This is a genomic window from Alphaproteobacteria bacterium SS10 (assembly GCA_019192455.1).
Classification (GTDB): Bacteria; Pseudomonadota; Alphaproteobacteria; order TMED2; family TMED2; genus TMED2.
Window position 1 is genome coordinate 117,905 of record JAHCML010000009.1, and the last position, 24,972, is coordinate 142,876.

Annotated in this window: 22 protein-coding genes; 1 reads left to right on the top strand and 21 read right to left on the bottom strand. The window is 60.6% G+C overall.

Annotated features, from left to right (window positions below):
• Positions 1 to 129 precede the first annotated feature (129 nt).
• The 11 genes from lnt to KI792_14130 form a co-directional block, all read right to left on the bottom strand.
• Complete coding sequence (gene lnt, locus KI792_14080; GenBank protein ID MBV6634151.1) at positions 130 to 1,863, bottom strand: apolipoprotein N-acyltransferase; 1,734 nt, start codon at positions 1,861 to 1,863, stop codon at positions 130 to 132.
• A 14-nt stretch (positions 1,864 to 1,877) separates the two neighbouring features.
• Positions 1,878 to 2,795: an HlyC/CorC family transporter gene (locus KI792_14085; protein MBV6634152.1), complete on the bottom strand. Its 918-nt coding sequence runs from the start codon at positions 2,793 to 2,795 to the stop codon at positions 1,878 to 1,880.
• A gap of 134 nt (positions 2,796 to 2,929) precedes the next feature.
• On the bottom strand, positions 2,930 to 3,496 hold the full coding sequence (ybeY, locus tag KI792_14090) for an rRNA maturation RNase YbeY (GenBank protein MBV6634153.1): 567 nt from the start codon (positions 3,494 to 3,496) through the stop codon (positions 2,930 to 2,932).
• Entirely contained in the window at positions 3,493 to 4,539 is a 1,047-nt protein-coding gene (locus KI792_14095; protein MBV6634154.1) for a PhoH family protein, read from the bottom strand. The genes ybeY and KI792_14095 overlap by 4 nt, the downstream gene beginning before the upstream one ends.
• Complete coding sequence (gene miaB / locus KI792_14100) at positions 4,536 to 5,996, bottom strand: tRNA (N6-isopentenyl adenosine(37)-C2)-methylthiotransferase MiaB (protein MBV6634155.1); 1,461 nt, start codon at positions 5,994 to 5,996, stop codon at positions 4,536 to 4,538. The genes KI792_14095 and miaB overlap by 4 nt, the downstream gene beginning before the upstream one ends.
• A gap of 69 nt (positions 5,997 to 6,065) precedes the next feature.
• Positions 6,066 to 6,932 (bottom strand): 1-acyl-sn-glycerol-3-phosphate acyltransferase, encoded by an 867-nt coding sequence (locus KI792_14105; protein MBV6634156.1) that lies wholly within the window; start codon positions 6,930 to 6,932, stop codon positions 6,066 to 6,068.
• A 24-nt stretch (positions 6,933 to 6,956) separates the two neighbouring features.
• Positions 6,957 to 7,772, bottom strand: a complete 816-nt coding sequence (locus KI792_14110) for a GNAT family N-acetyltransferase (protein ID MBV6634157.1) — start codon at positions 7,770 to 7,772, stop codon at positions 6,957 to 6,959.
• A 285-nt stretch (positions 7,773 to 8,057) separates the two neighbouring features.
• On the bottom strand, positions 8,058 to 8,501 hold the full coding sequence (locus KI792_14115; protein ID MBV6634158.1) for a MucR family transcriptional regulator: 444 nt from the start codon (positions 8,499 to 8,501) through the stop codon (positions 8,058 to 8,060).
• A gap of 354 nt (positions 8,502 to 8,855) precedes the next feature.
• Positions 8,856 to 9,344, bottom strand: coding sequence for a GNAT family N-acetyltransferase (locus tag KI792_14120; GenBank protein ID MBV6634159.1), 489 nt, complete (start codon positions 9,342 to 9,344; stop codon positions 8,856 to 8,858).
• Positions 9,341 to 10,009, bottom strand: coding sequence for a tRNA (adenosine(37)-N6)-threonylcarbamoyltransferase complex dimerization subunit type 1 TsaB (gene tsaB, locus KI792_14125; GenBank protein ID MBV6634160.1), 669 nt, complete (start codon positions 10,007 to 10,009; stop codon positions 9,341 to 9,343). The genes KI792_14120 and tsaB overlap by 4 nt, the downstream gene beginning before the upstream one ends.
• A gap of 30 nt (positions 10,010 to 10,039) precedes the next feature.
• The gene (locus KI792_14130; GenBank protein MBV6634161.1) at positions 10,040 to 10,636 is read right to left on the bottom strand and encodes a malonic semialdehyde reductase; all 597 of its coding nucleotides are present in this window, start codon (positions 10,634 to 10,636) and stop codon (positions 10,040 to 10,042) included.
• A gap of 145 nt (positions 10,637 to 10,781) precedes the next feature.
• Here KI792_14130 and KI792_14135 point away from each other — a divergent pair, with 145 nt between their 5' ends.
• Positions 10,782 to 11,927, top strand: a complete 1,146-nt coding sequence (locus KI792_14135; GenBank protein ID MBV6634162.1) for a polysaccharide deacetylase family protein — start codon at positions 10,782 to 10,784, stop codon at positions 11,925 to 11,927.
• 26 nt (positions 11,928 to 11,953) lie between these two features.
• Here KI792_14135 and KI792_14140 read toward each other — a convergent pair whose 3' ends face one another.
• The 10 genes from KI792_14140 to mutS form a co-directional block, all read right to left on the bottom strand.
• On the bottom strand, positions 11,954 to 12,520 hold the full coding sequence (locus KI792_14140) for a NifU family protein (GenBank protein ID MBV6634163.1): 567 nt from the start codon (positions 12,518 to 12,520) through the stop codon (positions 11,954 to 11,956).
• Positions 12,521 to 12,584: 64 nt separating this feature from the next.
• The gene (locus tag KI792_14145) at positions 12,585 to 13,181 is read right to left on the bottom strand and encodes a universal stress protein (protein ID MBV6634164.1); all 597 of its coding nucleotides are present in this window, start codon (positions 13,179 to 13,181) and stop codon (positions 12,585 to 12,587) included.
• A gap of 54 nt (positions 13,182 to 13,235) precedes the next feature.
• Positions 13,236 to 13,976 carry a TIGR02186 family protein gene (locus KI792_14150; protein MBV6634165.1) on the bottom strand — a complete coding sequence of 247 codons (741 nt, stop codon included), beginning with the start codon at positions 13,974 to 13,976 and terminating at the stop codon, positions 13,236 to 13,238.
• A complete protein-coding gene (locus KI792_14155) occupies positions 13,973 to 14,908 on the bottom strand; it encodes a sulfite exporter TauE/SafE family protein (GenBank protein ID MBV6634166.1) in 936 nt (311 codons plus the stop codon). The genes KI792_14150 and KI792_14155 overlap by 4 nt, the downstream gene beginning before the upstream one ends.
• A gap of 145 nt (positions 14,909 to 15,053) precedes the next feature.
• The gene (locus tag KI792_14160) at positions 15,054 to 15,932 is read right to left on the bottom strand and encodes a hypothetical protein (protein MBV6634167.1); all 879 of its coding nucleotides are present in this window, start codon (positions 15,930 to 15,932) and stop codon (positions 15,054 to 15,056) included.
• Positions 15,932 to 16,510, bottom strand: a complete 579-nt coding sequence (locus tag KI792_14165) for a hypothetical protein (GenBank protein MBV6634168.1) — start codon at positions 16,508 to 16,510, stop codon at positions 15,932 to 15,934. Before KI792_14165 ends, KI792_14160 begins: the two co-directional genes overlap by 1 nt.
• On the bottom strand, positions 16,510 to 17,514 hold the full coding sequence (gene trpS, locus KI792_14170; protein ID MBV6634169.1) for a tryptophan--tRNA ligase: 1,005 nt from the start codon (positions 17,512 to 17,514) through the stop codon (positions 16,510 to 16,512). Before trpS ends, KI792_14165 begins: the two co-directional genes overlap by 1 nt.
• A 75-nt stretch (positions 17,515 to 17,589) precedes the next feature.
• Positions 17,590 to 19,158: a murein biosynthesis integral membrane protein MurJ gene (murJ, locus tag KI792_14175; GenBank protein ID MBV6634170.1), complete on the bottom strand. Its 1,569-nt coding sequence runs from the start codon at positions 19,156 to 19,158 to the stop codon at positions 17,590 to 17,592.
• A 158-nt stretch (positions 19,159 to 19,316) separates the two neighbouring features.
• Complete coding sequence (locus KI792_14180) at positions 19,317 to 22,244, bottom strand: [protein-PII] uridylyltransferase (protein ID MBV6634171.1); 2,928 nt, start codon at positions 22,242 to 22,244, stop codon at positions 19,317 to 19,319.
• Positions 22,241 to 24,943 (bottom strand): DNA mismatch repair protein MutS, encoded by a 2,703-nt coding sequence (gene mutS / locus KI792_14185; GenBank protein ID MBV6634172.1) that lies wholly within the window; start codon positions 24,941 to 24,943, stop codon positions 22,241 to 22,243. The genes KI792_14180 and mutS overlap by 4 nt, the downstream gene beginning before the upstream one ends.
• Positions 24,944 to 24,972 lie beyond the last annotated feature (29 nt).

Genomic DNA, 24,972 nt, shown 5'->3' on the forward strand with positions numbered 1-24,972 from the left:
GCTCTATTGGGCTATTCGACGGGCGAATATCTGTTTGGTTTCCTACACTAACTGGGTTGCCCGTTGGCTTGCCGACCCCGGTACCCGGTCATGTTTTGGTTGGCTTAACTGATCGATACACGCTTTGCGTTAGGTCGCAGTTTTATTGGTGCTGCGTACCGTCACGACCGTTATCACGATCCAACCAATCAGCAAGATATAGAAAAACCACATCGGGGTGAAGTGAGATGCGTCATTCAGCTCACTCGATCCGTCTGGGGTGGCCCGATTGACCGGCTTTGGCAGCGGCATATCGAGGACATCGGCGGTGTTGATCGCACTCTGAACCAGCACCCGGCCATGGCCGTCGATGACCCCAGAGATGCCGGTATTGGCGACCCGAACAACCGGCAACCCAGTTTCAATCGCGCGCATTCTAGCGCTGAAGAAATGCTGATGTGGGCCAGCTGTGGCGCCGAACCAGGCATCATTGGTGACCGTCACAATCCAATCAGCCGACGATACGGCACCGCTGAAAAGCCCTGGAAAAATAACCTCATAGCAGACCATGGGCAGTGGCCGTGGCAGGCTGGGCGGCAGTAGCGGTGGTAGGTAGGTGGCGTCCAGGCGCTGGCCCGGGCTGAAATCAGAAGACCCAGCGGCAATCGCGTCCATACCCAGCGGGCGTAGGATCGAGCGGAGCGGTAGGAACTCACCAAACGGGACCAGCTTGACCTTGTCATACCGGCCCAGCGCATCCCCTGCCGCGTTCAGGGTGATCACACTGTTGTGATAGCGGAAGCCCCCTTCCTCATTATCGTTCTCTAGCGGCTCCCGATGTGGCGTGCCGGTGAGGAGGTAGCCGTCATATGGGATTGCCAGGGACACGGCGGTCCGTGCCGCCTCATCAATGCCGAGGGCATAGGGCACCGCCGTTTCTGGCCAGATAATTATTGGCGGGATCGTATCGCCGTCATCGTCCGGTGGCTGGGTGGATAGGGTGATCAGCCGGTTCAGGATCTCACGCCGGTTTTCCGCATCCCACTTCTCAGTCTGCTGAACATTGGGTTGGATCAGCCGAACGGTGGTGCTGGCATGGTAAGTGGTTGGATTGTCGGACAGGCGTGCGGCACCCCAGGACCACAGGGCCACGGTGCCGATGATCGCCAACAGCGGCAGAGCCAGGCGCAGCCGCGCCTCAACCTTGCCCTGGCAGAGGGTCGCGAGGGCTAGTGGGACCGCAATCGCAAACAGGCTTAAGCCATAGCTGCTGATCAGGGCCGCCCCTTGCAGCAGTGCCTCACTACCGGCGAGGCCATAGCCGACCAGGTTCCAGGGAAAGCCAGTCAGAACCGTGCCGCGCAGGAACTCAGCCAGGGTAAAGGCGGCGACTAGCGCCAGAAATCGACCGGTACCCTTAGCGCCAGAGGCGGTGACGGCGAGACCGGCCAGGCCCCAGAATATCGCAAGTCCAGCGGGCAGCAGGGTCACGGCAAACGGCACCAACCACCAATACTTGCCAATATCGGTGAACAGGGCCGCGCTGATCCAGTAGAGGCCAAAGGCCAGATAGCCAAAGCCAAAGGCCCAAGCGGTCGCAAACCCGCCCCGCTTTGTCGTTACCCCATCAAACAACCAGGCAAAGCCGATCCAAGCGATAGGCAAAGCAGGCAAGAAGTTGAGCGGGGCGAGGGATAGGACGGCCAGGGCACCCAGCAAGAACGCCAAGCCCATCCGCTTCCAAGGCTTAAGCGCCGCGCACCAGGCGGCGGGCCGCTCAAGCGGGGCAAGCCAGGCATCAAGCTGGCCCGGTACGCCTTTCAAGAAGAGGGGGCGCAGGGAGATGGGTTTCGGGACGGCCCAGGGCGCCTGACTGACTGCCATAAGCTGACCAGTTTCTAACTTTGGTTGGAGGCGCCGGTAACGGTCGCGCCTTGTCCCTCATCGGTACGGCCTGCGGTCCGGTAATGGTGCACCCGCAAACGGCGAATGCGGCGGGGATCACATTCTAACACCTCAAACTCAAGGCCTGAGCTATGGGGGATTAGGGCGCCGCGATTTGGCACCTCACCGGCCAGGGCGAAAACCAGGCCGCCCAGCGTGTCGATGTCTTCCCGCTCTTCCTCGGTCAGCAGGTGGCCGACATGGGCCTCAAAATCATCGATATCCAAGCGGGCATCGACGATCAGGGTGCCGTCTGGCTGTTCCACCAACTGTGGTGCCTCATCCGTCTCATGCTCATCGCGGATTTCACCGACGATCTGCTCAACCAGATCTTCAATGGTCACCAGGCCATCAATGCCGCCGAATTCATCAACGACAAGGGCCAGGTGGGTCTGCTTCATCCGCATCTCAAGCAGCAAATCCATGACCGGCATTGAGGGGGCAACAATCATGGGGTTGCGGACCAGATCAGTCAGCACGAGCGGCTTACCGGCTGCCAGGGCCGCCAGCACATCCCGGATGTGCAGAACGCCGACAACCTCATCCAGGCTCTCGCGATAAACCGGCATCCGGCTGTGGGTCTTGTTGGCCAGCAGCTTCAGCAGATCACTTTGCGGGGTGTCGACCTCAATCGCATTGATGTCCACCCGCGGGACCATGCAGTCTTCGGCTGAGAGGTCGCGCAGCGCTAGCACGTTCTGGATCAGCATCCGCTCATGCGCGGCGGCGGCGTTATCAGCCTCGGCGCCATTGCGACCATTGCCGTTCTTGCCGCCGTTTTTGCTGTTGCCGGTCATCTCGCCATAGATGGCGGCATCGACGCCGATATCATTGCCGTCATCGCCACCAAACAGGCGTTTGATCCGCGCCATTAGGCCATCGCCGCCGTTGTTATCAGCGGGGTTGTAGGTTTTCTGGCTGATCGGTGCCCCACCCGTGTGGGGCTTGGGACTAGATCCCGGTGGTTCTTCACCCGCGGGCATGCTGGATTTGGTTGGTTGCTCACTCATTGTGCTGAGGCCTCTTCGTCAACGGCCAAACCAACACGATCAAAGCGATAGGGGTCATCGAGACCCAACCGGCGTAACGCCAACACTTCCAACTGCTCCATAAAAGCGGCCTGTTCGTCATCTTCATGGTCCAGGCCGACCAGGTGATACAGCCCGTGCACCACCAAATGGGTGACGTGCTGCCATATGGGAATATCCCGCGCTTGGGCCTCGGTTGCAACCACATCCTGGGCCAGGATCAAGTCACCGATGGGCAGCGCCTCCATCCCGGGCAGGGCGGACACAGTTTCGCCCGTCTCAAATTGCGGGAAGGACAGCACATTCGTCGGCTTATCCTTGCCCCGATAATCCCGGTTTAGCTCACGTACGGCATCGTTATCCGTCAGGACAACTGAGACTTCCCAGCCAAGCTCACTCGGCCAGTCGGCGGGTTTGCCATTGGCGATCAGCTCTTCGTGACCAGCATTCAGGGCATCTTGGACCACTTGCACAGGCGTTTTGGGCGCGAGGGCAGCGGCCCATTGGTCATCCGCGACCTCTAGGATCAGGGCAGGCTGGGTCATTCGGGCTGTTTCTTTGTTTTATCAGCCCGGGCATAGGCACGGACGATCCGGGCCACCAGCGCATGGCGCACCACATCTTCAGCGGCGAAGCGGACAATATCCATATCCTCCTCCTCGCCGAGGATATCCAACGCCTCCAACAGGCCAGAGCGGACATTGGGCGGCAGGTCGATCTGGCTCGGATCGCCGGTCACAACCATGCGGCTATTCTCACCCAGGCGGGTCAGCACCATGCGCATCTGCATCGTGGTGGTGTTCTGCGCCTCATCCAGGATCACGAACGCATTGGCCAGGGTACGGCCGCGCATGAAGGCAAGCGGGGCCACTTCGATCTGCCCACTCTCCAGCCGTTTGGCCGTGCGTTCTGGGCCCAAAAGATCAAACAGCGCGTCATAAATCGGGCGCAGATAGGGGTCGACCTTGTCCCGCATATCACCGGGCAGGAAGCCAAGGCGCTCACCGGCCTCAACCGCGGGGCGGGTGATGATGATCCGGTCCACCTCTTCCGCCAGAAACCGGCGCACTGCCTCAGCGACGGCGAGGTAGGTTTTACCGGTACCGGCCGGGCCAACGCCAAAGACAAGGGCGCTATCGGCCATGGCCTGAAGGTAGCGCGCCTGGGTTGGGCTGCGTGGCATCAGACCGGCGGCATTGCTGTGCCCACGGCCAGGTTTACCGCCCCGCTCAACCACCGGGGTTCCGGCACCGATGGCGCGGAGGGCGGCAGCCCGTGCGGTTTCATCAAGATTGCCCATGGCACTCCTCAACACGGCATCAATCTCAGCCGGTCCAACCTCAAGCCCGTGCTTCAACCGCTGCCAGATCGTTTCCAGCGCGGTGCGGGCGGTTTCAACCGACTCTTCTGGGCCGATCAGGGCAAGGCGATTGCCCCGGCTCGCGATCTGCAGGCCCAGCTGGTGTTCGATACGCGCAAGATGGGCGTCATGCTCGCCGCAGAGAAGGGCGAGCAGGTGGTTATCGTCGAATTCCAGGGTGATCTGATTGTTCAGATCCGATGGTTTTGCGGTCTTGCTATCGCTCAAGACGCAACCTCCAGCTCGCTGCCCATCACCTCATCAGCAACGGTGACAATGTCACCGGTGACGCTGTTCGCGTGGGCGCTGGCGATCTTCACATCTACCACCTGGCCAAACAGCCGCTCATTCGCCGTCACGTGGACCGACTGCATGTAGGGCGAGCGGCCATGCAACTGGCCCGGGATCCGGCCCATACGGTCCAGCAGTACTGGCACGGTCTCGCCGATCATCCGGCGGTTGAAGGCATCCTGCTGGGCATTCAGTAGCTGCTGAAGTGCGCTCAGCCGCTCGGACTTCACGTCTTCAGGCACTTGGGTCTTGGCATCGGCCGCTGGCGTGCCCGGGCGGGTGGAGTATTTGAACGAGTAGGCTTGCGCATACTCAACCTCTTGAACCAGGCGCAGGGTATCGGCGAAGTCCTTATCGCTCTCACCTGGGAAGCCGACGATGAAGTCAGAGGATAGCGCCAGGTCGGGGCGGGCCGTCCGCAGCCGGTCAATGATCTGGTGGTAGAACTTGGCATCATGCTTACGGTTCATGGCCGCCAAAATGCGATCAGAGCCGGCTTGGATGGGCAGATGCAGGAACGGCATCAAGCCTGGGATCGCGCCATGGGCCTCAATCAACGCATCATCCATGTCGCGCGGGTGCGAGGTGGTGTAGCGCAGGCGCTCAATGCCATCGATCTCCGCCAGCTCATACAGCAGACGGGCGAGGCCCCAATCGGAACCATCCGGCCCCTCACCGTGATAGGCATTCACGTTTTGGCCCAGGAGGTTCAGCTCTTTCGTGCCGCCAGCCGCTAACCGTTTCGCTTCCGTAATAAGCTGGGCGACGGGGCGGGAGTATTCGGCACCACGGGTATAGGGAACAACACAGAAGGCGCAGAACTTATCGCAGCCTTCCTGAACCGAGAGGAACGCGCTGGGGCCTGGATTACTGGCGTTCTTCTCTGCCTCGCCTTGCAGTTGATCGAACTTCTCATCCACCGCGAAATCGGTGTTGATCAGCCGCTTGCCGCCGGTGCCCTTCTCAACCGCCGCCACCATCTCAGGCAGGGCATGATAGGCCTGGGGCCCGAACACCATATCGACATAGGGTGCGCGCTCGGTGATCTCTTCACCCTCTGCCTGGGCGACGCAGCCAGCGACAGCGATAGCCGTCTTCTTGCCCTTAGCGGCGCGGGCATCCTTCACCTTGCGTAACCGGCCAAGGTCGGAGAACACCTTCTCCGTCGCTTTTTCCCGGATATGGCAGGTGTTCAGGATAACCAGATCCGCATCCTCTGGTGCCTCCACGGGCTTATAGCCCAGCGGGGTGAGGAGGTCGGCCATCCGCTCACTGTCATAGACATTCATCTGACAGCCCCAGGTACGGATCAGCACGCCCTTGGTGTCTGGGCGCTCTTCGGCTGGGTTTTCGGGCGCGGTATCAGGCGCGGTTTTGGTTTGGCTATTGTTCATGGCAGCGGGGATTTACAGTGGCTGCTTGAAGGCTGCAAGGCAAGTCTGCCGGAAATTAGGGCAAAGCGCCTATGCGGCAAGCGCTTCCGGGCTTGGATCAGGCGTTCTCTCTGGCACGCCGGCAAGGCCATCGAGGGGCAGGCCGCCATTGATCTGGTCGATAGCCCCGCGCACCGCATCCTCGGCCTGCTTTGCCATGTCCTTACGGCTCGCCCCCGCAACCTTGATCGGCTTCAGAAAGGCCACCGTCACCGTGCAGTGGCCGAGGCAGGCCAGGCGCCATAGATGGGGCATCAGGTCCATATCGCCGTACCAGGCATAGACATGGCGCATATCCCGGCCAAGCGGCAGGTTATCCAAATGGGTGCAAAGAACGGCAATCGGCTGGATGGTCAGCTGGGTATCGCCCTCCCCATTCCCCGCGGCTAAATCAGCGACAGAGAACAGCGCGGATTTGAACGGCAAGACGCCAAGGCTGTCGGATGATGTGCCCTCTGGGAACAGAATCAGATCGGTGCCATCGGTCACCCGGTCGGCCATGTTGCGCCGCTGGTTGTCCAGGTCGCGGCGGTTCCGCTCAATGAACACGGTGCGCTGTAGGCGGGCCAGCGTGCCAAAGAGTGGCCAGCTCGCCACCTCAGCCTTGGCAACAAAACTGCCAGGGATCAGCGAGCCCAGAACCGGGATATCGAGATAGGATGTGTGGTTTGAGACGAACAGCAATGGCTTTGTCTCCACCGGCTTGCCATGCAGTTCAATCTCAATGCCAAACACCTTACAGGCCAGCTTGTGAAACATCAGCGGGATGCGATGCTCATGGGCGCGGCGAAGGGATGGTACGGCCAGAATGATGGCCTGGATCCCACCGACCAGCAGGACCATCAGGAGGAAGGTCAACAGGCGGACGGTGCCAAGTATGCGGGAGCCGGTGGGCATATCAGTCGGGGCGTTCGCTAGACGTCAGTTGGATGCGCTACTGGCGTCGGCGTCTTTCTCGTCATTAATCCGACGGGTGTAGTGGTCGTAGTATTTGGAGGTGACCGTATCGGTCTTCACCACCACACAAACGTCGGTTGTGTGGAACTGCGGATCAATCACCGCGCCGTCTCCAAACTTCGCACCCAGGCGCAGATAACCCTTAATCAGGGGTGGCATCTCATTCAGCGCGCGCTTGGGGTCAATCTGATCGGCGGGTAGCCGGTTCATATCGACATAACGGTCGCGCACGGCCACGGGCCGCAGTTCTTCCGGCGCCATGTGGTGATGGTGCAGGTAGGAAAACGCCATCGCATGTTCATCCGGATCAACGCCGGGGAAACTCGCACAGCCAAACATGAAGCCGATATCGTAATGGAACACGTAAGCGGCCAAACCGCGCCATAGCAGCTGCATGGTTGGGCGGTCGCGATACTCGGCATGAACGCAAGAGCGGCCGAGCTCCAGGATGTCGCCCGGCTGCTGAACCAGCGGGTCGATATCGTACTCATCAACCGAGTAGAATTGGCCAGCCTTCTGGGCCAGTTCACGGCGCATCAGGCGGTAGGTGCCGACGATCTGATTACGCTCATGATCCATCACCATCAGGTGGTCGGCATGGTCATCGAACGCATCCATATCCTTACGCTCGGCGGCCATGGCCTCATCCGGCTTTGCGGCCATTTCTTCATAGAAGATTTCGTAGCGCAGGCGCTGAACGGCGGCCACATCCTCCGGCCCCGTGGCTAGTCGTGCGCCGAGGCGGCCAAGGCGCAGGCCGTCCCCTTGCAAAAGCTCCAAACTCACCGGTGCTATCCCCGCTACTCTCAATGCCCGGCGGTATAGGGTCCGGGCTGATTATTCTGTGCCTTGGTTGTACCCAACGATGGTCCCAAGGGCTGGCGCTCACGTCGCCGTGCGATTGGCCGCAATATGATGTCGAGCTTTGTTATTGCCAAGCATAACCGGCCCGCAAGAAACAAAAATTGATCTGGGGTGGCCTTAGAACGGGCGCCTAGAGCGTAAAGAAAAAGCCCGCCTCAGGCTTGGGACGGGCTCTTCTATATCAAATCTCAGCGCTTGGAATTACTTCCGGCGACCACGCTTGCGGGTGGTTTTGGTGCCAAGACCAATGTCTTTCGCCAGTTGGCTACGCTGCTTGGCGTAGTTCGGCGCGACCATTGGGTAATCCGATGGCAGGCCCCAACGCTCACGATACTCCTCAGGGGACATATCGTAGGCGGTTTTCAGGTGACGCTTGAGCATCTTCAGCTTCTTACCGTCTTCCAGGCAGACGATGTAATCAGGCGTGATCGACTTTTTAATCGGCACGGCTGGCTGTGGACGCTCTGGCTCTGGCTCAACCGTCTCACCAAAACCGGCGAGGGTTTTGAACACGTTCTCAATCAGGCTCGGCAGTTCAGCCGGTGCGACAGAGTTGTTCGACACATGGGCCGATACGATTTCACTGGTCAGGGCCAGTAGGTGGTAAGTATCGGGCTCTTCCATTGCGAGTGCGTCGTCGGTCATTTGGCTCATATTGGGGTCTAAGTCCTCAGTTCTAATGATGTGCTCGATTACTGCCGGTCTTTGGTTGCCTTTGAGGTTTGAAACCTTCTCGTGAACTCTCTTCGACCGGCTTGCGTACCGATCATTCCGAACAGCGCTAGATGATATCGGCCCTTCATTGCCGTGCCATTTGTCCCAATCATTGGGGTGGCGGGCATCGATCAAATTACGGGCAGAGCTCTATTACCCGGCACTTTGGCCGGTTTTGCTGTAGAAATAAAAGTAATATTTTGAACAATTAGCAAAATTTGCTGGGTGAATGCTTTTATCTGTGTCGAACAATCCCCAGGTAATTAAGACCCAGAAATTCTGACATCAGTTCTGATCGACAATCCCGCCAATCTTGCGGGTCATCAATATCGCATCCTCATTGCCATAGTATCGCGGCCGTAACCCGGTCTGGGTAAAGCCAGTTCGCTGGTAAAGGGCAATTGCCGCGCGGTTGCTGGCTGCGGCCTCCAGCATGATTTGTTCGCATCCTTTACTGGCGGCGTCAGTGGCCAGGTGGTTGATCAGCGCCACACCCAGCCCTTGCCTCCGCGCGTTGGCAGCCGTGGCAATCAGTAGGATTTCAGCCCTATCGGCGACGGACTGAACCAAGATTACACTGGTCAGTGCACCCCCATCCGCGCCCCTATGTCCCCAAGCCTGGCTATGGCCGGCGTTCAGTTGTTTGGCCAGGCTATCCGCCGACCAGCCACCCGCGACTGCTTGACCATCATTGGCGGCCACCTCTTCCAATAGCTCGGCGATCTCACCTGCCGCTTCGGCGGTAAGTGGCCGGGGGTCGCCAATGTCGCTCATTGTTCCGCGAGCCAGATGCGGGATGGCTTGGCGGGTTTGGCATCTGGAGGGCGGGCATATACCGGTTCAAGTGGCGCAAGCTCATCCCACTCGTATCGTTCTTGGGCCAGCCTAGCCAGTACGACTGGGTCGGGTCGGGTCTGGATGACACTAATCTCTGCATTGATGGCATTCGCAACCATGTCTGCTGCATCGCCGATAACCCGAAGTCCGGTGACGTCACCACCCAGCCAATCGACAAGCTGGTTGGGAGCCAGGGCCTGTTCTCGAGCGTCACCGTTAATTGTGAGATACCTAAAGAACAGGTCAGCACGACGGCTATCGATGGCGATCAATAGCGGTTTGGCATCATCTGGTACCAAGGCGTGGAAGGCATCGAAGCTGCTAATTCCCATACCGGGAATACCCAGCGCTAGGGCAAGCCCCTTTGCGGCGGCTAGGCCAATTCGAATGCCAGTGAATGCCCCGGGCCCGGTGGTTGCGGCTACTAAATCCAGATCACCGGGCTGCAACCCTGCCTCGGCCAGCGCAGCCTCAATCCAGGGCAGCAGGACAGCCGCTTGCCCATGGGCCATGGCTTCCCGGCGGTCGACCAAGACTTGGTCGCCATCCAGGATCGCCAGGTGACAGCCTGCAGTGGCGGTATCGAAGGCGAGAACGCGCATTATCGGCCCCCTTTAACGGGGCTGATCTGATCACGCGATGGTGCAGGCCTCACCGAACTCAAAACGTGGGCTGCGTGGGTGCATGTTGACCGGGTCGCCATAACCGAGATTGCAGAGGAAGTTGGATTTGATCGTCGTGCCAGCGAAAAAGGCCTCATCCACCTTGCCCTTGTCAAACCCAGACATCGGACCGCAATCCAGACCGAGGGCCCGGGCGGCCAACATCAGGTAACCACCCTGCAGGGTCGCGTTGCGGAACGCTGTCTCTTCAATCGCGGCGGGTTTGCCAGCGAACCAGGACCGGGCATCGGTATGGGGGAAGAGCTGCGGCAGCTTCTCATAGAACTCCATATCCTGGGCAATAATGGCACAAACCGGTGCGCTCATCGTCTTATCCAGATTGCCGGCGGCAAGGCATGGCTTCAGCTTTTCCTTCGCCTCGTCAGACTTCACAAAGACGATCCGGGCGGGGGAGCAGTTGGCGCTGGTCGGCGCCATCTTCATCAGGTCGAAGACCTGGTGCAGCGTCTCATCCGCAACGGGTTTGTCCTGCCAATCATTGAAGGTTCGTGCCTCGTTGAACAAAAGATCGAGAGCTTGTTGGTTTAGGGGTGTCTTTTCGCTCATGGTTTTCTGCTATCCTTGCGATCGAGGCGTTTAGTGGAACGTGAGTATCGGGATGACCGTGGCAACTTATCGCTGCAGATCGTCTTGGCAAATCACAGCTATGGTTGTCGCGCGTTTTGTGCGGGGTTACAGGTCAATCAACCGCATGAACCGACAATTCTTTTCACTATTGCCAGCCATCCTCGTGATGTTGGGTGGGTTGCTGACCCTCCCCGCGACGGCATTTGCCCTGACATCGGAGGCTAACCCCGCCGGCGCCGGTCGCAGCAGCACCGTGCTCGCCTATTTCCGGTTTGGCGAGGATGCATTCCCAGGGGCCAGCATCCGCCTCGACCAATTTGAGGGGCATCTGCGTGCCCTGACTAACCCCAATATCGATGTAATTGATCTGCCCGCCGCCCTGGCACTGGCCGGGCAATCTGCGGCGCCAACCCCGGCGCAGCCGGATCGACGCCGGGTGGTGATCACGGTCGATAATGCCTATCGCAGTTTCTATGAGCATGCCTGGCCACGGCTGAAGGCGGTTGGGCTACCGGTCACCCTGTTTGTTGCCACTGATCTGGTCGATGGCGGCGCCTCCCAATACATGAGCTGGGATCAGATCCGCGAGGTTGCAAGCGAGGGTGTCACAATCGGCCTGCGCGGTGCGGCCCATGCCCATTTGCCGGGCCTGACAGATCTGGACCTTCTCAAAGATATTCGCCACGCGCTAAGCCGGGCGGAGGCTGAATTGGGGGCGACGCCGCGCTTGTTCTCCTACCCCTATGGTGAATTCAGCAATCGGGTGATCAATGTTCTGGCGGGACACGGCTTTGTTGCCGGATTTGGCCTGCATTCCGGTGCCCTCGACCCCAACAGCCTGCCCAGCGGCGGCAGCTTCTCCCTGCCGCGGTTCCCGATTACTGAGAAGTTTGGCGATGCCGACCGGTTCCGGCTGGCGATCAATGCCCTGCCGCTCAGTGTTGAGGGCATGACGCCCAGGGATATGGCGCTCTCCGATCCGCAGCCACAGATTGGCTTTACCGTGGATGAGGCGATGGGCCGCCTCGATCGTCTGAACTGCTTTGCCAGTGATCAGGGCCTGCTTGGCATGACCACCATTGGGCGCCGGGTTGAGCTGCGCTTGGCGGCGGGGTTTGAGCCTGGCCGGGCACGGGTAAATTGCACCATGCCGGTAACCCAGGCAGGTGCCGCAACCGATGGCGAGCCAGAGCGCTGGCGCTGGCTGGGCCTTAATTTCTACTTATCGCGACCGGCGGGTGATCGGGCGGTACTAGGCCCCCGACCCTAAGGACAGATGATGGGGCCAGCCTGGCCTCACATCGTCTGTTCGACTTCCTCAACCTCAGGAATGTAGTGGCGCAGCATGTTCTCGATGCCGTGCTTCAGGGTCATGGTTGAGGATGGGCAGCCAGCACAGGCGCCGCGCATCTGCAGATAGACCACGCCATCTTCAAAGCGTTCGAAGACGATGTCGCCGCCATCTTGCGCTACGGCTGGGCGGACGCGGGTCTCGATCAGCTCACGGATCTGGGCTGATACCTCATCCTCATCGGCCGGTGCCTTTGGCGTGTCGTCGGCTTCCTCGGCCTGTTCTTTGGCCAGGACGGGATCGCCGCTGTTGAAATGCTCCATGATCGCGCCGAGGACGGCGGGTTTCAGTTGGAACCAGTCAGCCTCATCGGTTTTGGAGACAGAGACGAAGTCATAGCCAAGGAACACACCCTCAACCCCATCAACGCCCATGAGGCGGCTGGCGAGGGGGGAGCGACCGGCGGCCTCGGCATCGCGGAAATCGGCGGTGCCGTCGCGGCCCATGACTTCCCGACCGGGCAGGAACTTAATGGTCGCTGGGTTTGGTGTGTCTTCGGTTTCGATAAACATGGTTGCGGCCCTTCTAAGTTAGCCGTGGCAATTGCTTAACGGAGGAAATGGTGAACCAGCGCCGTTAGGTCAACTGATCAATATCGGCAATGCTTAACCCGCCAGGGATCACCACCACTGGAATCCGTAGGCGGCTCAGCCCCTTTTCCATCACGTGGCTGACCAGCGGCCCGGGGCCGCTATCGCTGGCGGCGGCGGCCAATACCAGGATCGACAGGCTCTCCTCCGCCTCAATCAGCTTCAGCAGCTCTTCGCGCCGCTTACCCTCGCGAACATGGATGATTGCCATGCCGCCGGTTTCGGTCTGCACCTGGCGGGCGAGCTTATGCATCTTCTGCTCGGCTTCCTGCCGCTTCTCGGCACGGATCATGTCTTCCACGGCGGCCCATTGCTGGACCTCGCCGCTATCGATCACATGCAGCAAGGCAACCCGGCCGCCGGTATGCTTTGCCCGGCGGCAGGCGTAATGCAGGGCCACTTCCATCTCTGCACTCTCATCCGCCACAACCAGGAAGGTGCGGGGGTTGCCGGCCGGGCTGGCGGGGTCGGGTGCGTTATCGGCGCCGCTGCTGCTCTCTTCCGCGGCTTTCGCCTCACTTGGCGCGGCATCGGCGGCTGGTGCTGGGGCTTCTGCGCCGTTATCTGTTGGACTGTCGGACATTAGTTGCCTCCCTTGAGGGTGCTGGGCTGTTGCCGCCCGGTCGTTAACTCGTTGTTATGATTTGCGGAACATGAAGGCGGCGAACCATCCCGCCGCTGCGGCGATCAACACGGCGGCGAGGCCGAAGATCGCGGAATAATCATGGGCGAAGTCGAAGACATCCGCGCTGATCCCCACCTTCTCAATCGTCAGCGGGGTATCAACCTCGGCCACCACCTCACCACCCCGGATCAGCATGACCCGCACGGTGTAGTTCCCGGTCGGTACATTGGCCGGGAAGAAGATATCGGCCCGGAATAGGCGGCTGCCGTTAAACGTAACGTTGCCAATCTGGGCAGCGTAGAGGCCAGCCGCCTGCCGATCTTCAATCAGTGCCTCCCGAAACGCTCTTTCCGTCGCGTTGTCGAGTTGGTTTACCTCGGTCGGCAGCGGCAGGTTTTCCAGCCCGATCCGGTGGATCTGCCGTGGCGTCTGGCGCAGGAAGTTATCCGGCTCCCGGGTTGCGGCGGCGTAATAATAGGTCGGCACATCGTTGAAGCGTAGGCTCTCGGTGTTGGTCCAGATACCGGCAACCCGGGCCTTCTTCCGCACGGTTAGCGTGGCGCGGGGCCCCTCAACGACAACGGCGACATCACCCTCCCCATCCGTGGCGCCAAACAGGGTCAGTTCTGTGCCGGTGAAGGCAGTGTTGATCGCAATCAGGTGGTCTGAGAGATCAGCGCTCAACGCCTGTGCCTTGGCCTGGCTTAGGGGCAACATCATAAGGGCGAGCAGGATTATGAGGCGTGCAATCATCGGCCTGCCTCCGCCTCTGACACCACGGCCGTGACGCTATAGATGCTTTCCGGCTCGCTAATCAGCTCCCGGGTCAGACCACCGGCGACCAACAGCAAGATAATCGCCAGCATGGCCCGTGAGGCCTCAGCTGGGACCTTGCCCGCAACCTTGCTGCCATACTGGGCGCCGAACACGCCGCCAGCCAACAGGATCAACGCTAGGAACACATCTACCGTCTGGTTGGTAACGGCGTGGAGGAAGGTGCTGACCGCCGTCGTAAACATAATCTGGAATAGCGAGGTGCCGGCAACCAGGCTGGCGGGCATGCCAATGACATAGATCATCGCCGGGATCAGGAAGAACCCGCCACCGATGCCCAAGACAGCGTTCAACAAGCCGGCCAAAAAGCCGATGCCACCCGGCAGTAAAGCACTGATATAAAGACGAGATTGTGGGAACCGCATCTTCCACGGCAGGCCATGAAGGCGGCTATGCCGTTGCCGTTTGGTGGCCGCACCAGCACCCCGCCGCCGTCGGATCAGGCTGCGAATACTCTCCGTGATCATCAACCCGCCGATCAGGCCAAGGGTGATCACATAGGATAGGGAAATCACCAGATCGATCTGACCCAGCACACTCAAAATGCGGAAGATCGTGATGCCGACAAAGGTGCCGAGGACACCGCCAGCCAACATGACCAGTCCCATTTTGATGTCCACATGCCCGCGTTTTAGGTGGGCCAGGACACCGGAAACAGAGTTCGCGACCAGTTGGTTTGCCTGGGTACCCACGGCCACCGGGGCCGGGATGCCGATAAAGATCAGAAGCGGCGTCATCATGAAGCCACCGCCAACCCCGAACATGCCCGATAGGAACCCGACACCGCCGCCAAGCAGCAGCAGCATGAACGGGTCGATCGAGAGTTCCGCGATCGGCAAATAGATCTGCATCAGCGAGAAACAGGCATAAGGGTTAAAAATCTCGACAGCTCAGGGCCTTACCCCCGGTTCTGCGCCGCGGATAAGGAATTGGCAAGTCGAAACCGGGTTTTACCCCGATATCAGCCGAAAACGCGGCCTGGCCCAGCGATCTGGCTTAGCGATCTTGGCGATCCGGCAGGCTGGTCGGCTCACCACCCAAATCGAGGTCGAAGGCGGCACCGGAAGACGATGCTGGGGCCGTGGTAAAGCCCTCTGGCAGGCGGGGCTCATCCGGCTGTGGGCGGGCCTGGCGCTGCTGGATCACCGCGGGTTGCCCCGCTTGCGGTGCGGTGCGGATCTGTTGCACCTGGCTGTTAGGCAGGGGCTCACAACGCTGAGCACCAGTGGCGTCATTGATCAGCCGCCCGGTTTGCTGCTGGATCAGGAAGACCGAGCTGATGCCGCCGCGGTCACCATTGGTTAGCGGGGTCAGGGTAACCGTGGCTTGCTGGCCCACCTGGAACAGCCGGTCGAGGCGGAAATCAGCAGCGGGGATAATACGCCGCTTACCACCCAGGATCGGCACATTCTGGCCCTTATAGGTGAACGGCTCCACATGGCCGAGGCCGATAATCTGTTCCCGGTCACCCTGCTCAAGCTCCACAATCATGAAGTTCTCAAGCTGGATTGGCGCGGTGCCATCGGGGCTGCCAGCCAGATACATCGCCTCACACGCGCCGGGGGTTACCTGAACCTGGGCGGGTGGGGTGATGAAGTAGGGGCGGCGGCTATAGCCACGGGTCTGAACTTCAACGCCCAGGTGAGGCTGGGCCCGAAACTCGGTCACCGGGCGGAAGGAGACAGCGGCGATCATGGCCACGGTCCGCTGCTGAGGTGCGCTCAGGGCGGCAATGCTGCCGGAAATGTCCGGTGCCTCCGGCAGGCTAAACTCAGGCGCCTCAACATCAACACCGAGGGCGCGCAGCTCAGCACAGGCGCCGGGGGCCAGGGCGGCGGTCGCGATCAAGCAGCTGCGGGTGAGGGCCTTGATCATCACTCAGCGCAGCTCCGCGGTGTCCAGGCCGTCTCGGGGAACTCAACGATCAAATAGACCGGTGTCGATTGCGCAATAACGCCCAAATCCATCGGTACGGCGCCAACCAGGCGCGTTTCGCAGGCGGGTAGCAGATCGGTTAAGTCAATGGCGCCCGCCGGGATCGGCATGCCCTGGTACAGGTTTTCGACCGGCACCTTCTGGCGGCGTACCTGGCCGATATCACCGGCGGCGAACTGGCCAATGCCGCTTGGCGTTGATGGGTCCTCAATCTCCAGGATCAGGAAGTCATCAATCTCAATCGGTGCGGTGCCATCGGCAGATCCCGCGAGATAAACGCGCGTCCCTGGTGCCCGGCGGATTGGCAGGGCGCCAGGCTCAATCAGCGGGGTTGGGGCGATCCGCTCACCATCTTCCATCTCAACTGAGAAGCGGAGATCAGCAGCGAAGCCAAGCTGGGTTGAGCCTTTTTGTTCCACAGCCGGAATGAGCTTGGCGCGGCCCTCATCATGAAGCGTCCCACCACAGGCGGTGAGCAGCAGAAGCGTTAGGATAAGGGCGGCCGCGCGTTTGATCATCAGCGAAGCCCCATGATCTTCTGGGTTTCGGCCAAGACCGGTGCCGCCAGGTCATTCGCTTTCTCAGCACCCAGATCGAGGATCCGGTCGATCTCTGCCATATCGCCGAGCAGGCTGTTCATCCGCTCGGTAATCGGCGCTAGCTTCTCAACCGCGAGGTCGGCCAGTGATTGCTTCAGGCCCGAGAATTGCCCACCGCCAAACTCACCCAGCACGGCCTCTTTACTCGAACCCGCGAGGGCTGAGTAGATTGTCACCAGGTTATCCGCCTCTGGGCGTCCTTCCAGCCCTTCAACCTCGCTTGGCAGGGCCTCAGGATCGGTTTTCGCCTTGCGGATCTTGAGGGCGATGTCGTCCGCCGTGTCGGTCAGGTTAATGCGGCTGTAATCCGATTGGTCGGATTTGCTCATCTTCGATGTGCCATCGCGCAGTGACATAACCCGGGTTGCCTCGCCCAGGATCTGTGGCTCGGGCAGGGGGAAATGCTCAACGCCATAGCGATGGTTAAAGCTGGTCGCGATCTCGCGGGTCAGCTCCAAATGCTGCTTCTGATCCTCACCCACCGGCACGTGGGTGGCCTTATAGACCAGGATGTCAGCGGCCATCAGCACAGGGTAGGAGTAGAGGCCAAGCGGCGCCACATCGCGCTTCTTGCCTGCCTTTTCCTTGAACTGGGTCATGCGGTTCAACCAGCCCATCGGCGTCAGGGTTGAGAACAACCAAGACAACTCAGAATGGGCGGCAACCCGGCTTTGCTGGAAGATAATGCATTGGGCGGGGTCGATACCGGCGGCGATATAGGCGGCGGTCAGCTCACGCACATTGCGGCGCAGCTCTTCCGGGTCTTGCGGCACGGTGATCGCGTGCAGGTCGACGATGCAAAAGATGCTCTCGTAATCGCTTTGCAAATCCACCCAATTGCGCAGCGCCCCAAGGTAGTTACCAAGGTGGAGGCGGTTGGTCGGCTGCATGCCAGACAGAATGCGGCGGGTGGGCTTAGACATGGATTGCTTAAAGACGAAAAACGGATAGGCGGGCCGCTGTTATCCCCGCTGGTATCCGGGGGGTCAAGGACGGGTTTATGCAGCCGGTTCAGATGGCCCGCTGAGGCTGCGTTTGATCTCCCCCAATCGGCCCGCACCGGTGGCCAGGCAAGCCACAAAATAGGTGACAGCACCAAGGCCGATAAGGCCAAACATCCAGCCGACCCGGCGATAGGCATCACTCAACACATCAATGCCCAACTCGCTGGTAACAAACAGCGCGATTAACAGCGAGGCAGCCATCACCGCCCCGGCAATGACAATCCGCGGCAGACGGCTTCTAAACCGCTCATCCAGCGTGAAATGCCCGGCCCGCTTAAGCCCCCGCGCCAGCAAGGCGAGGTTCAACCAGGCAGTGATGCCGGTGGCAAGTGCGATGCCCGCATGGCCCAAGACCTGGATCAACGCGATGCTAAGCGCCGTATTGATCATGGTTGAGATGATCGCGATTTTGACCGGGCTCGCCGTATCCTGCCGCGCGAAATAGGCCGCGTTCATAACCTTCACCCCAACATAGGCGGGGATGCCGATGGCATAGGCGGTAAGTGCGGCGGCGGTGGCAATCGTGTCCTCTGGTCCGAACCGTCCATATTGGAACAGGCCGCCAATGATCGGCCCAGAAATGAGCGCAAGGCCTAGGGCGGCCGGCAGCGCCAGCAGCAGGCCATATTCCAAGGCGCGGGACAGCAGATGGGTTGCCTCGCCGGTCCGCTCCCCCTTCACCGCGCGGGATAGGCCGGGCAGTAGGGCAGTGCCGATGGCGATGCCAATAACGCCGAGCGGCAGCTGGTACAGCCGGTCGGCGTAGAACAGCCAGCTAATCGCCCCTGAGGGGAGCAGGGAGGCGAGGATGGTGTCGATCATCAAATTGATCTGCAGCACCCCGCCGCCGATCAACCCCGGGCCCATGAGCTTGAGCAGCTGGCGCATATCGGGGCCCAGCTGTGGCGCGATCAGCTTAGGTGCCACGCCTGCCTTGGCACTGGCCGCCAGCAGCAGGATCAGCTGCAGCACCCCGGCCACCGTGACCGCGTAGGCCATGGCAATGGCGGGCTTCCCCTCACCAAACCAGGCATAGAGTAGGGCGATAATCAGTGCGCTGTTGAACAGGATGGGGGCGGCGGCAAAGGGGGCAAACCGCCCAATGCTGTTCAGCAACCCACCCAGCAGGGCAACGATTGAGATCAGCAGCAGATAGGGAAAGGTGATCCGCGCCAGATCGACGGCAGCCTGAAACTTATCCGGCTCATCCACGAAACCGGGCGCCAAAACGGTCACCACGGCGGGCATGAAGACCAGACCCAACACCACAAAGGGCAGCAGGAATGAGATCATCAGGGCCAGGGCCTGTTCTGCCAGTCTGCGCCCGGCCTCTGCGCCCTCATCCTCAATCTTGCCGGAAACGAGCGGGACGAAGGCGGCGCTGAACGCCCCCTCGGCAAACAAGCGGCGGAAGAAATTGGGCAGCTTCAACGCCACGAAGAAGGCATCGGCCAGGGGCCCAGCACCCAACACAATCGCGGTCAGCAGATCCCGGGCAAAGCCGAATACCCGGCTGACCATGGTCAGACCGCCAACTGTGAAAATGGCACGGGCGAGGGACATTCTGTGTGGCTTAGCCGAGGTGTAGCTGGGGGCGATTGGGTCTTTACTGCCCAACCAGCCCTAACGGAATTCAGCGGCGCTGATAAGGCAGGCTGGGTAAAGCCCGCTATATCGCGGTCACGCTGATGAATTTTGGCATGCCTTAACGAAGGGCCTGATTAGCCCGCCCGCTCCAGCGACCCGCGCTCTTTTCGACGCGTGCTGGCCTTATAGCTGCCGGGCTGATCAGGCGGCTGATCGCTATCGTCATCGCCTGGGTCAATCACTGCCAAGAGACGTTCACGCAGCTGCGCAAGCCGATCTGGGTGGGTGATTTTCAGGCCGCCCGGATCACGCAAGTAGAAGACATCAATCGCCTTCTCCCCATAGGTGGTGACCTTCGCGGCGGAAATCTGCAGCCGTTCATCGGTCAGGGTGCGGCCTAGATCATAAAGCAGACCCGGTCGATCCCGGCCATTTACCTCAATCACCGTGCTGCGGTTGCTGGCCTGATTATCGATCAGCACGCGCGGTGGCACGGTGAAGACATGGGTGCGTGATGGCAGGTCATGGCGATGGCGTGCGATCTTCTTATCGAGGAAGCTCTGATCCTCAAGCGCGCGGTGGATGTTGATTGAGAGCTTGGCGAGTTTGTCCCCGCTGCCGATTGGGTTGCCCTGCAAATCCTGGATGGCGAACACATCCAGCACCCAACCATGGTTGAAGGTGAAGATCTTCGCGTCCAGGATGCTGGCGCCGGTGGCGGCAATGGCCCCGGTCAGGGCGGCGAACAGGCCCTTACGGTCCTTGGTAATCACGGCAACCTGGGTATAGCCCGCCGCCACATCGACCCGGGTGTCGAGCGCCAGCTCTTGGTTCTCAGTTTGCGCGCCATGCATCAGCCGGGCGAGATGGGCCAGCTGCTCCGGTGGGAAGGCATGCCAAAGCCCGGCGGGTGCCACCTCAATGAACCCGCGAATGCGATCGCCAGACCAATCGCTGAGTTGCTCGCGCAGGCCCTCAACCAGCCGGGAATCATAGGTAGCTGGTGGTCGCATATTGTCGTCGGGCGTCAGCCGCTGTTCGGTTACGAAGAACAGGCGGCGCAGCAACCCGGCCTTCCAGGCATTCCAGCGATCGGGCCCAACCGCCGCGATATCGACGGTGGTCAGGACATGCAGCAGGCGCAGGCGTTCGGTGGATTGGATCAGATTGACGAAATCATCGACTGCCTTGGGGTCATCCAAATCTCGTTTCAGCGCCGTGCGTGACATGGCCAAATGCCAGCGAACTAGCCAGGCGACGGTTTCCGTTTCCTCAGGTGTCAGGCCGAGGCGCGGGCAGACCTTGAGCGCCACCTTCTCGCCTAAAATCGAGTGATCACCATTGCGGCCCTTGGCGATATCGTGGAGCAGGACCGCCACAAATAGCGCGCGGGTTGAGCTGATCTTGCCATAGACCTCAGTCGCCAGGGGGAAGTCCTCTGCCCGGCTGCCATCGGCGATACCGTGGAGGATTTCCACCGCATGCAGCGTGTGCTCGTCCACCGTGTAGACGTGGTACATGTCGTACTGCATCTGCGCCACGATCCGCGCCCAATCAGGCAGGAAACGACCAATCACGCCGGTATCGTTCATCAGCTTAAGAATGCGGATCGCGTTCTTGCCGGTCAGGATGTCCAGGAAGACCGCATTACAGGCGGGGTCGTTCTGGATCTTCCGGCCAATGCGCCGATGCTCACGACTAATCCGCTGTAGCGAGGCCGGGTGAATAAACCGACCTGAGGTTTGGGCCACCCGGAAGATGCGGATCAAATCCTCCGGCTGTTTTCTCAAATGATCGTCGCTCGGCAGGTGCAGCCAGCCGCCCTGAACCGGGAAGCCCTCAATGTCAAATGCCCAGATGGCGCGGCCAATGCGGGCGATCCGCCCGGTGAAGACCCGATCCTGGAACAGTGCCGTCATGTTACGGCTCAGCGCACCAACCTCCTTTGCGACCAGGAAGTAGTGCTTCATGAACCGCTCAACGCCTAGGGTTTTGCCGTGGTCGACATAGCCGAGGCGTCGGCTCAACTCTGGTTGCAGGTCAAAGGTGAGGCGGTCTTCACCGCGACCGGTGAGGTAGTGCAGATGGGCGCGTACAGCCCAGAGGAAGTTCTGCGCCCGGTCGAACGTCTCGGCCTCTTCCTCGCTGATCTCACCTAGATCGACCAGATCATGGACCCGGTCGACCCGGTGGACATATTTCGCGATCCAGAACAGCACATGCAGGTCGCGCAGGGCGCCCAGGCCGTTCTTAACGTTGGGCTCAAGCACGTAGCGGCTGTCCCCCACCTCATGGTGGCGTGCATCGCGCTCCTCCATCTTCGCCTGGATGAAGGCGGGGGCGGTCCCGGCCATCACATCGTTCTCAAACTTGCCCTGAAACTCCTCAAACACCTCGGTATCACCGGCGAGGAAGCGGGATTCCAGCAAGTTGGTGCGGATCGTCATATCCGCCTTGGCCTGGCGGATACAGTCATCGACGCTGCGCACCGCCTGACCAACCTTCAGGCCCAAATCCCAAAGGAAATAGAGAACGAATTCAACGCTCTGCTCAATCGTCGGCGTGCGCTTATAGGGCAGGATGAACAGCAGATCGATGTCGGATTGGGGCGAGAGTTCGGCCCGGCCATAGCCGCCGGTGGCAATCAGGGCCAAGCGCTCACCGGCGGTGGGGTTGGCAATCGGGTGGGCGACCTTAGTGCCCAGATGATAGATCGCCTGGATCACCCCATCGGCTAGCTGGGCGTGTTGGCGCACACAGATGGCGCCGGTCGCATCGCCGGCGCGGCCATTTTCGAACTGGTTGCAGATCTCGGCATGACCATCGGCCAGGATCTTCTTCAGATACTCCAGCACCGCCGGGCGGCCCTTGCCATCGGCCCATTTGGTTTTGAGCGTCTTGTTTAGTCGTTCAGCAGGCGGCAGGGCGGCGAGGCCCGGCACAACCAAATCGCCCAGATAGTTGCTGGCCGCGCGCTTGGCGGCCGCCTTTGCCTGGCCTTTTGGTGCTGGCTTCGCGGCCTTCCTACCCTTCGGCTTTTTCGGGGTGGGTTGCTTACTCAATTTGGCTGCTCTCGCTCCTTCGCCAGCCGGTCTAGCTCATAGACTAGCTCAAGTGCCTGGCGGGGGCTCAAATCATCTGGGGTGATCTCAGCGAGGCGCTGCTCCACCGGTGAGGGTTCTTGTTCAACCTCTGCTGATGGTTCCGGGATCGCGTGAAAGAGCGGTAAATCCTGCGCCAGATTACTGGCCTTGCCGCCCTGACGCTCCCCGGCCTCTAAGGTCTCAAGCACGGTTTTCGCCCGCTTGATCACCGGCTTGGGCAGGCCAGCCAGTTGCGCCACCTGAATACCGTAGGAACGATCGGCGGCACCGGCGCCAACACTGTGCAGGAAGACCACATCGCCCTGCCATTCCTTCACCCGCATATGGTGGTTGGCGAGGCCATTGAGCTTGGCACTGAGGCCCGTCAGCTCATGATAGTGGGTGGCGAATAGGCCCCGGCACTGGTTCTTATCGTGCAGATATTCAACGCATGCCCAGGCCAGCGACATGCCGTCAAAGGTGGCGGTGCCCCGGCCGATCTCGTCCAGAATAACCAGGGACTTGGATCCTGCTCGGTGCAGGATCGCGGCGGTCTCTAGCATCTCAACCATGAAGGTTGAGCGACCCTTGGCCAAATCATCGGCGGCACCAACCCGAGCAAATAGCCGGTCAACAATGCCAATCTTGGCCGCCTCGGCGGGCACAAAACCGCCCATCTGCGCCAGGATAACGATCAGCGCGTTCTGGCGGAGGAAGGTTGATTTACCGGCCATGTTCGGGCCGGTCAGCAACCAAAGCCGCCCCGTATCCTCAAGCTGGCAATCATTGGCGACAAACCCTTGGGGTCCCGTCTCGGCCAGTTGTTCCACCACCGGGTGGCGGCCGCCGGTGATCTCAAACGCCATATCCTCGCTCATTTCAGGGCGGGTATAGCGTTCGGTGACGGCAAGGTTGGCAAGGGCGGTGGCCATATCAGCCTCAGCGGCGGCAGCGGCCAGGGCGCGCAGCGGCTCGGTCTGGCTTAAAATACTGCGGCGGAGGTCTTCGAACAGCTCCAGCTCAATCGCCAGGGCGCGGTCGCCTGCCTGGCTCATCTGCTGCTCAAGATCCGCCAGTTCCGTCGTGGTGAAACGCACAGCATTCGCTAGTGTCTGGCGGTGGATGAACTGCTCGTTATGGGCGGGGTCGCGCAGTTTATCGGCGTGAAGGGCCGTCACCTCAATGAAGTAGCCCAACACATTGTTGTGCTTGATCTTCAGCCGCTCAACGCTCGTTTCGGATGCGTAACGAGCCTGCATCTCAGCGATATACTGGCGGCCTTCGGTTTGAAGCTTGCGGTATTTATCCAGCTCTTCGGTATAGCCGGTGGCGATAAACCCACCATCGCGGGCCAGCAGCGGGGCCTCATCAGCCAACGCCCCAGTTAGCAGGGTTGGCAGCCCCTCAGGCGGGGTAAGTGGGTCAATCAGATCAGCGAGGTTGGTCGGCAGATCCTTGGCTTTGGATAGCTGGGCCGCCAACGCCTCTGCGGTTTCCATAGCCTGCCTGATGGCCAGCATGTCGCGTGGGCCACCACGCTCGAGGCCAAGGCGGGATAGCGCCCGTTCAATATCCGGCATGGCCTTGAGGTGATCGCGCAGGGTTGCCTCTTCCCCACGCTCGGCAACTAGCCAAGCAACCGCATCATGGCGGTTGGTGATGGCGGTCAGGCTGGTGCTGGGGGCGACCAGGCGCTGGGCAAGGGCCCGTGCGCCGGCGGCGGTAACCGTGCGGTCAATGGTGGCAAGCAGACTGCCGCGCCGTTCCCCGCTCTGGGTGCGGGTCAGTTCAAGAGCACGGCGGGTGACGGCATCGATCTCCAGGCTGCCATCATCAACCTCCCTTCGTGGACGTTCCAGCGGGGCATGCTGACCACATTGGGTCAGGGTGATGTAATCGATCAGCGCGCCAAGGGCGGTTAGCTCGGCGGTTTCAAACCCGCCAAAGGCATCAACCGATCCAACCTCATAGAAGTCGGTGAGGCGCTTGCTGGCGTTATTGGCATCAAACCGGGCATTTGGCTGAAACGCGATCAGGCCACGCCATTCGTTCAGCAGCTCGCGGGTGGCCGGGTGCTGCTCCAATCGTTGTGGTGCCAGGATCTCCGACGGTTCAAACCGGGCGATAGCACCGTTTAGCCTCGCGGCATCAAGCCACTGGGTCATCACCGTACCGGTGGAGAGATCAGCGGCGGCGAGGCCATAGCGGCCCGCCTGCTCAACCACCGCGATCAGGAAGTTATGCTGACGGGCATCCAGCAGCGTGTCTTCGGTTAGGGTACCGGGGGTGACGACACGGATGACGTCACGTCGGACCAGCGCCTTTGAGCCTGCGCGTTTCTTGGCCTGCTCTGGTGTTTCGGTCTGCTCGCAGATGGCAACCTTATGGCCCTGCTTGATCAGCCGGGCGAGGTAGCCCTCATAGGCATGGAAGGGCACGCCGCACATGGGGATGTCATTGCCACCAGCATTGCCGCGCCGGGTCAGGGTGATGTCCAGCGCTGCCGAGGCCGTTACCGCATCCTCTAAGAACAGCTCATAAAAATCGCCCATGCGGTAGAACAGCAGGCAGTCAGGATGCGCCCGTTTGATGCCGGCATATTGCTGCATCATTGGGGTATCCGGCAGGTCGTCGAGGCCTGGGATCTCGCTGGTGTTATGGGTGCTGCCGTCGGGCATTTGGTGTCGGCGTGGGTGTGGGCGCGGGC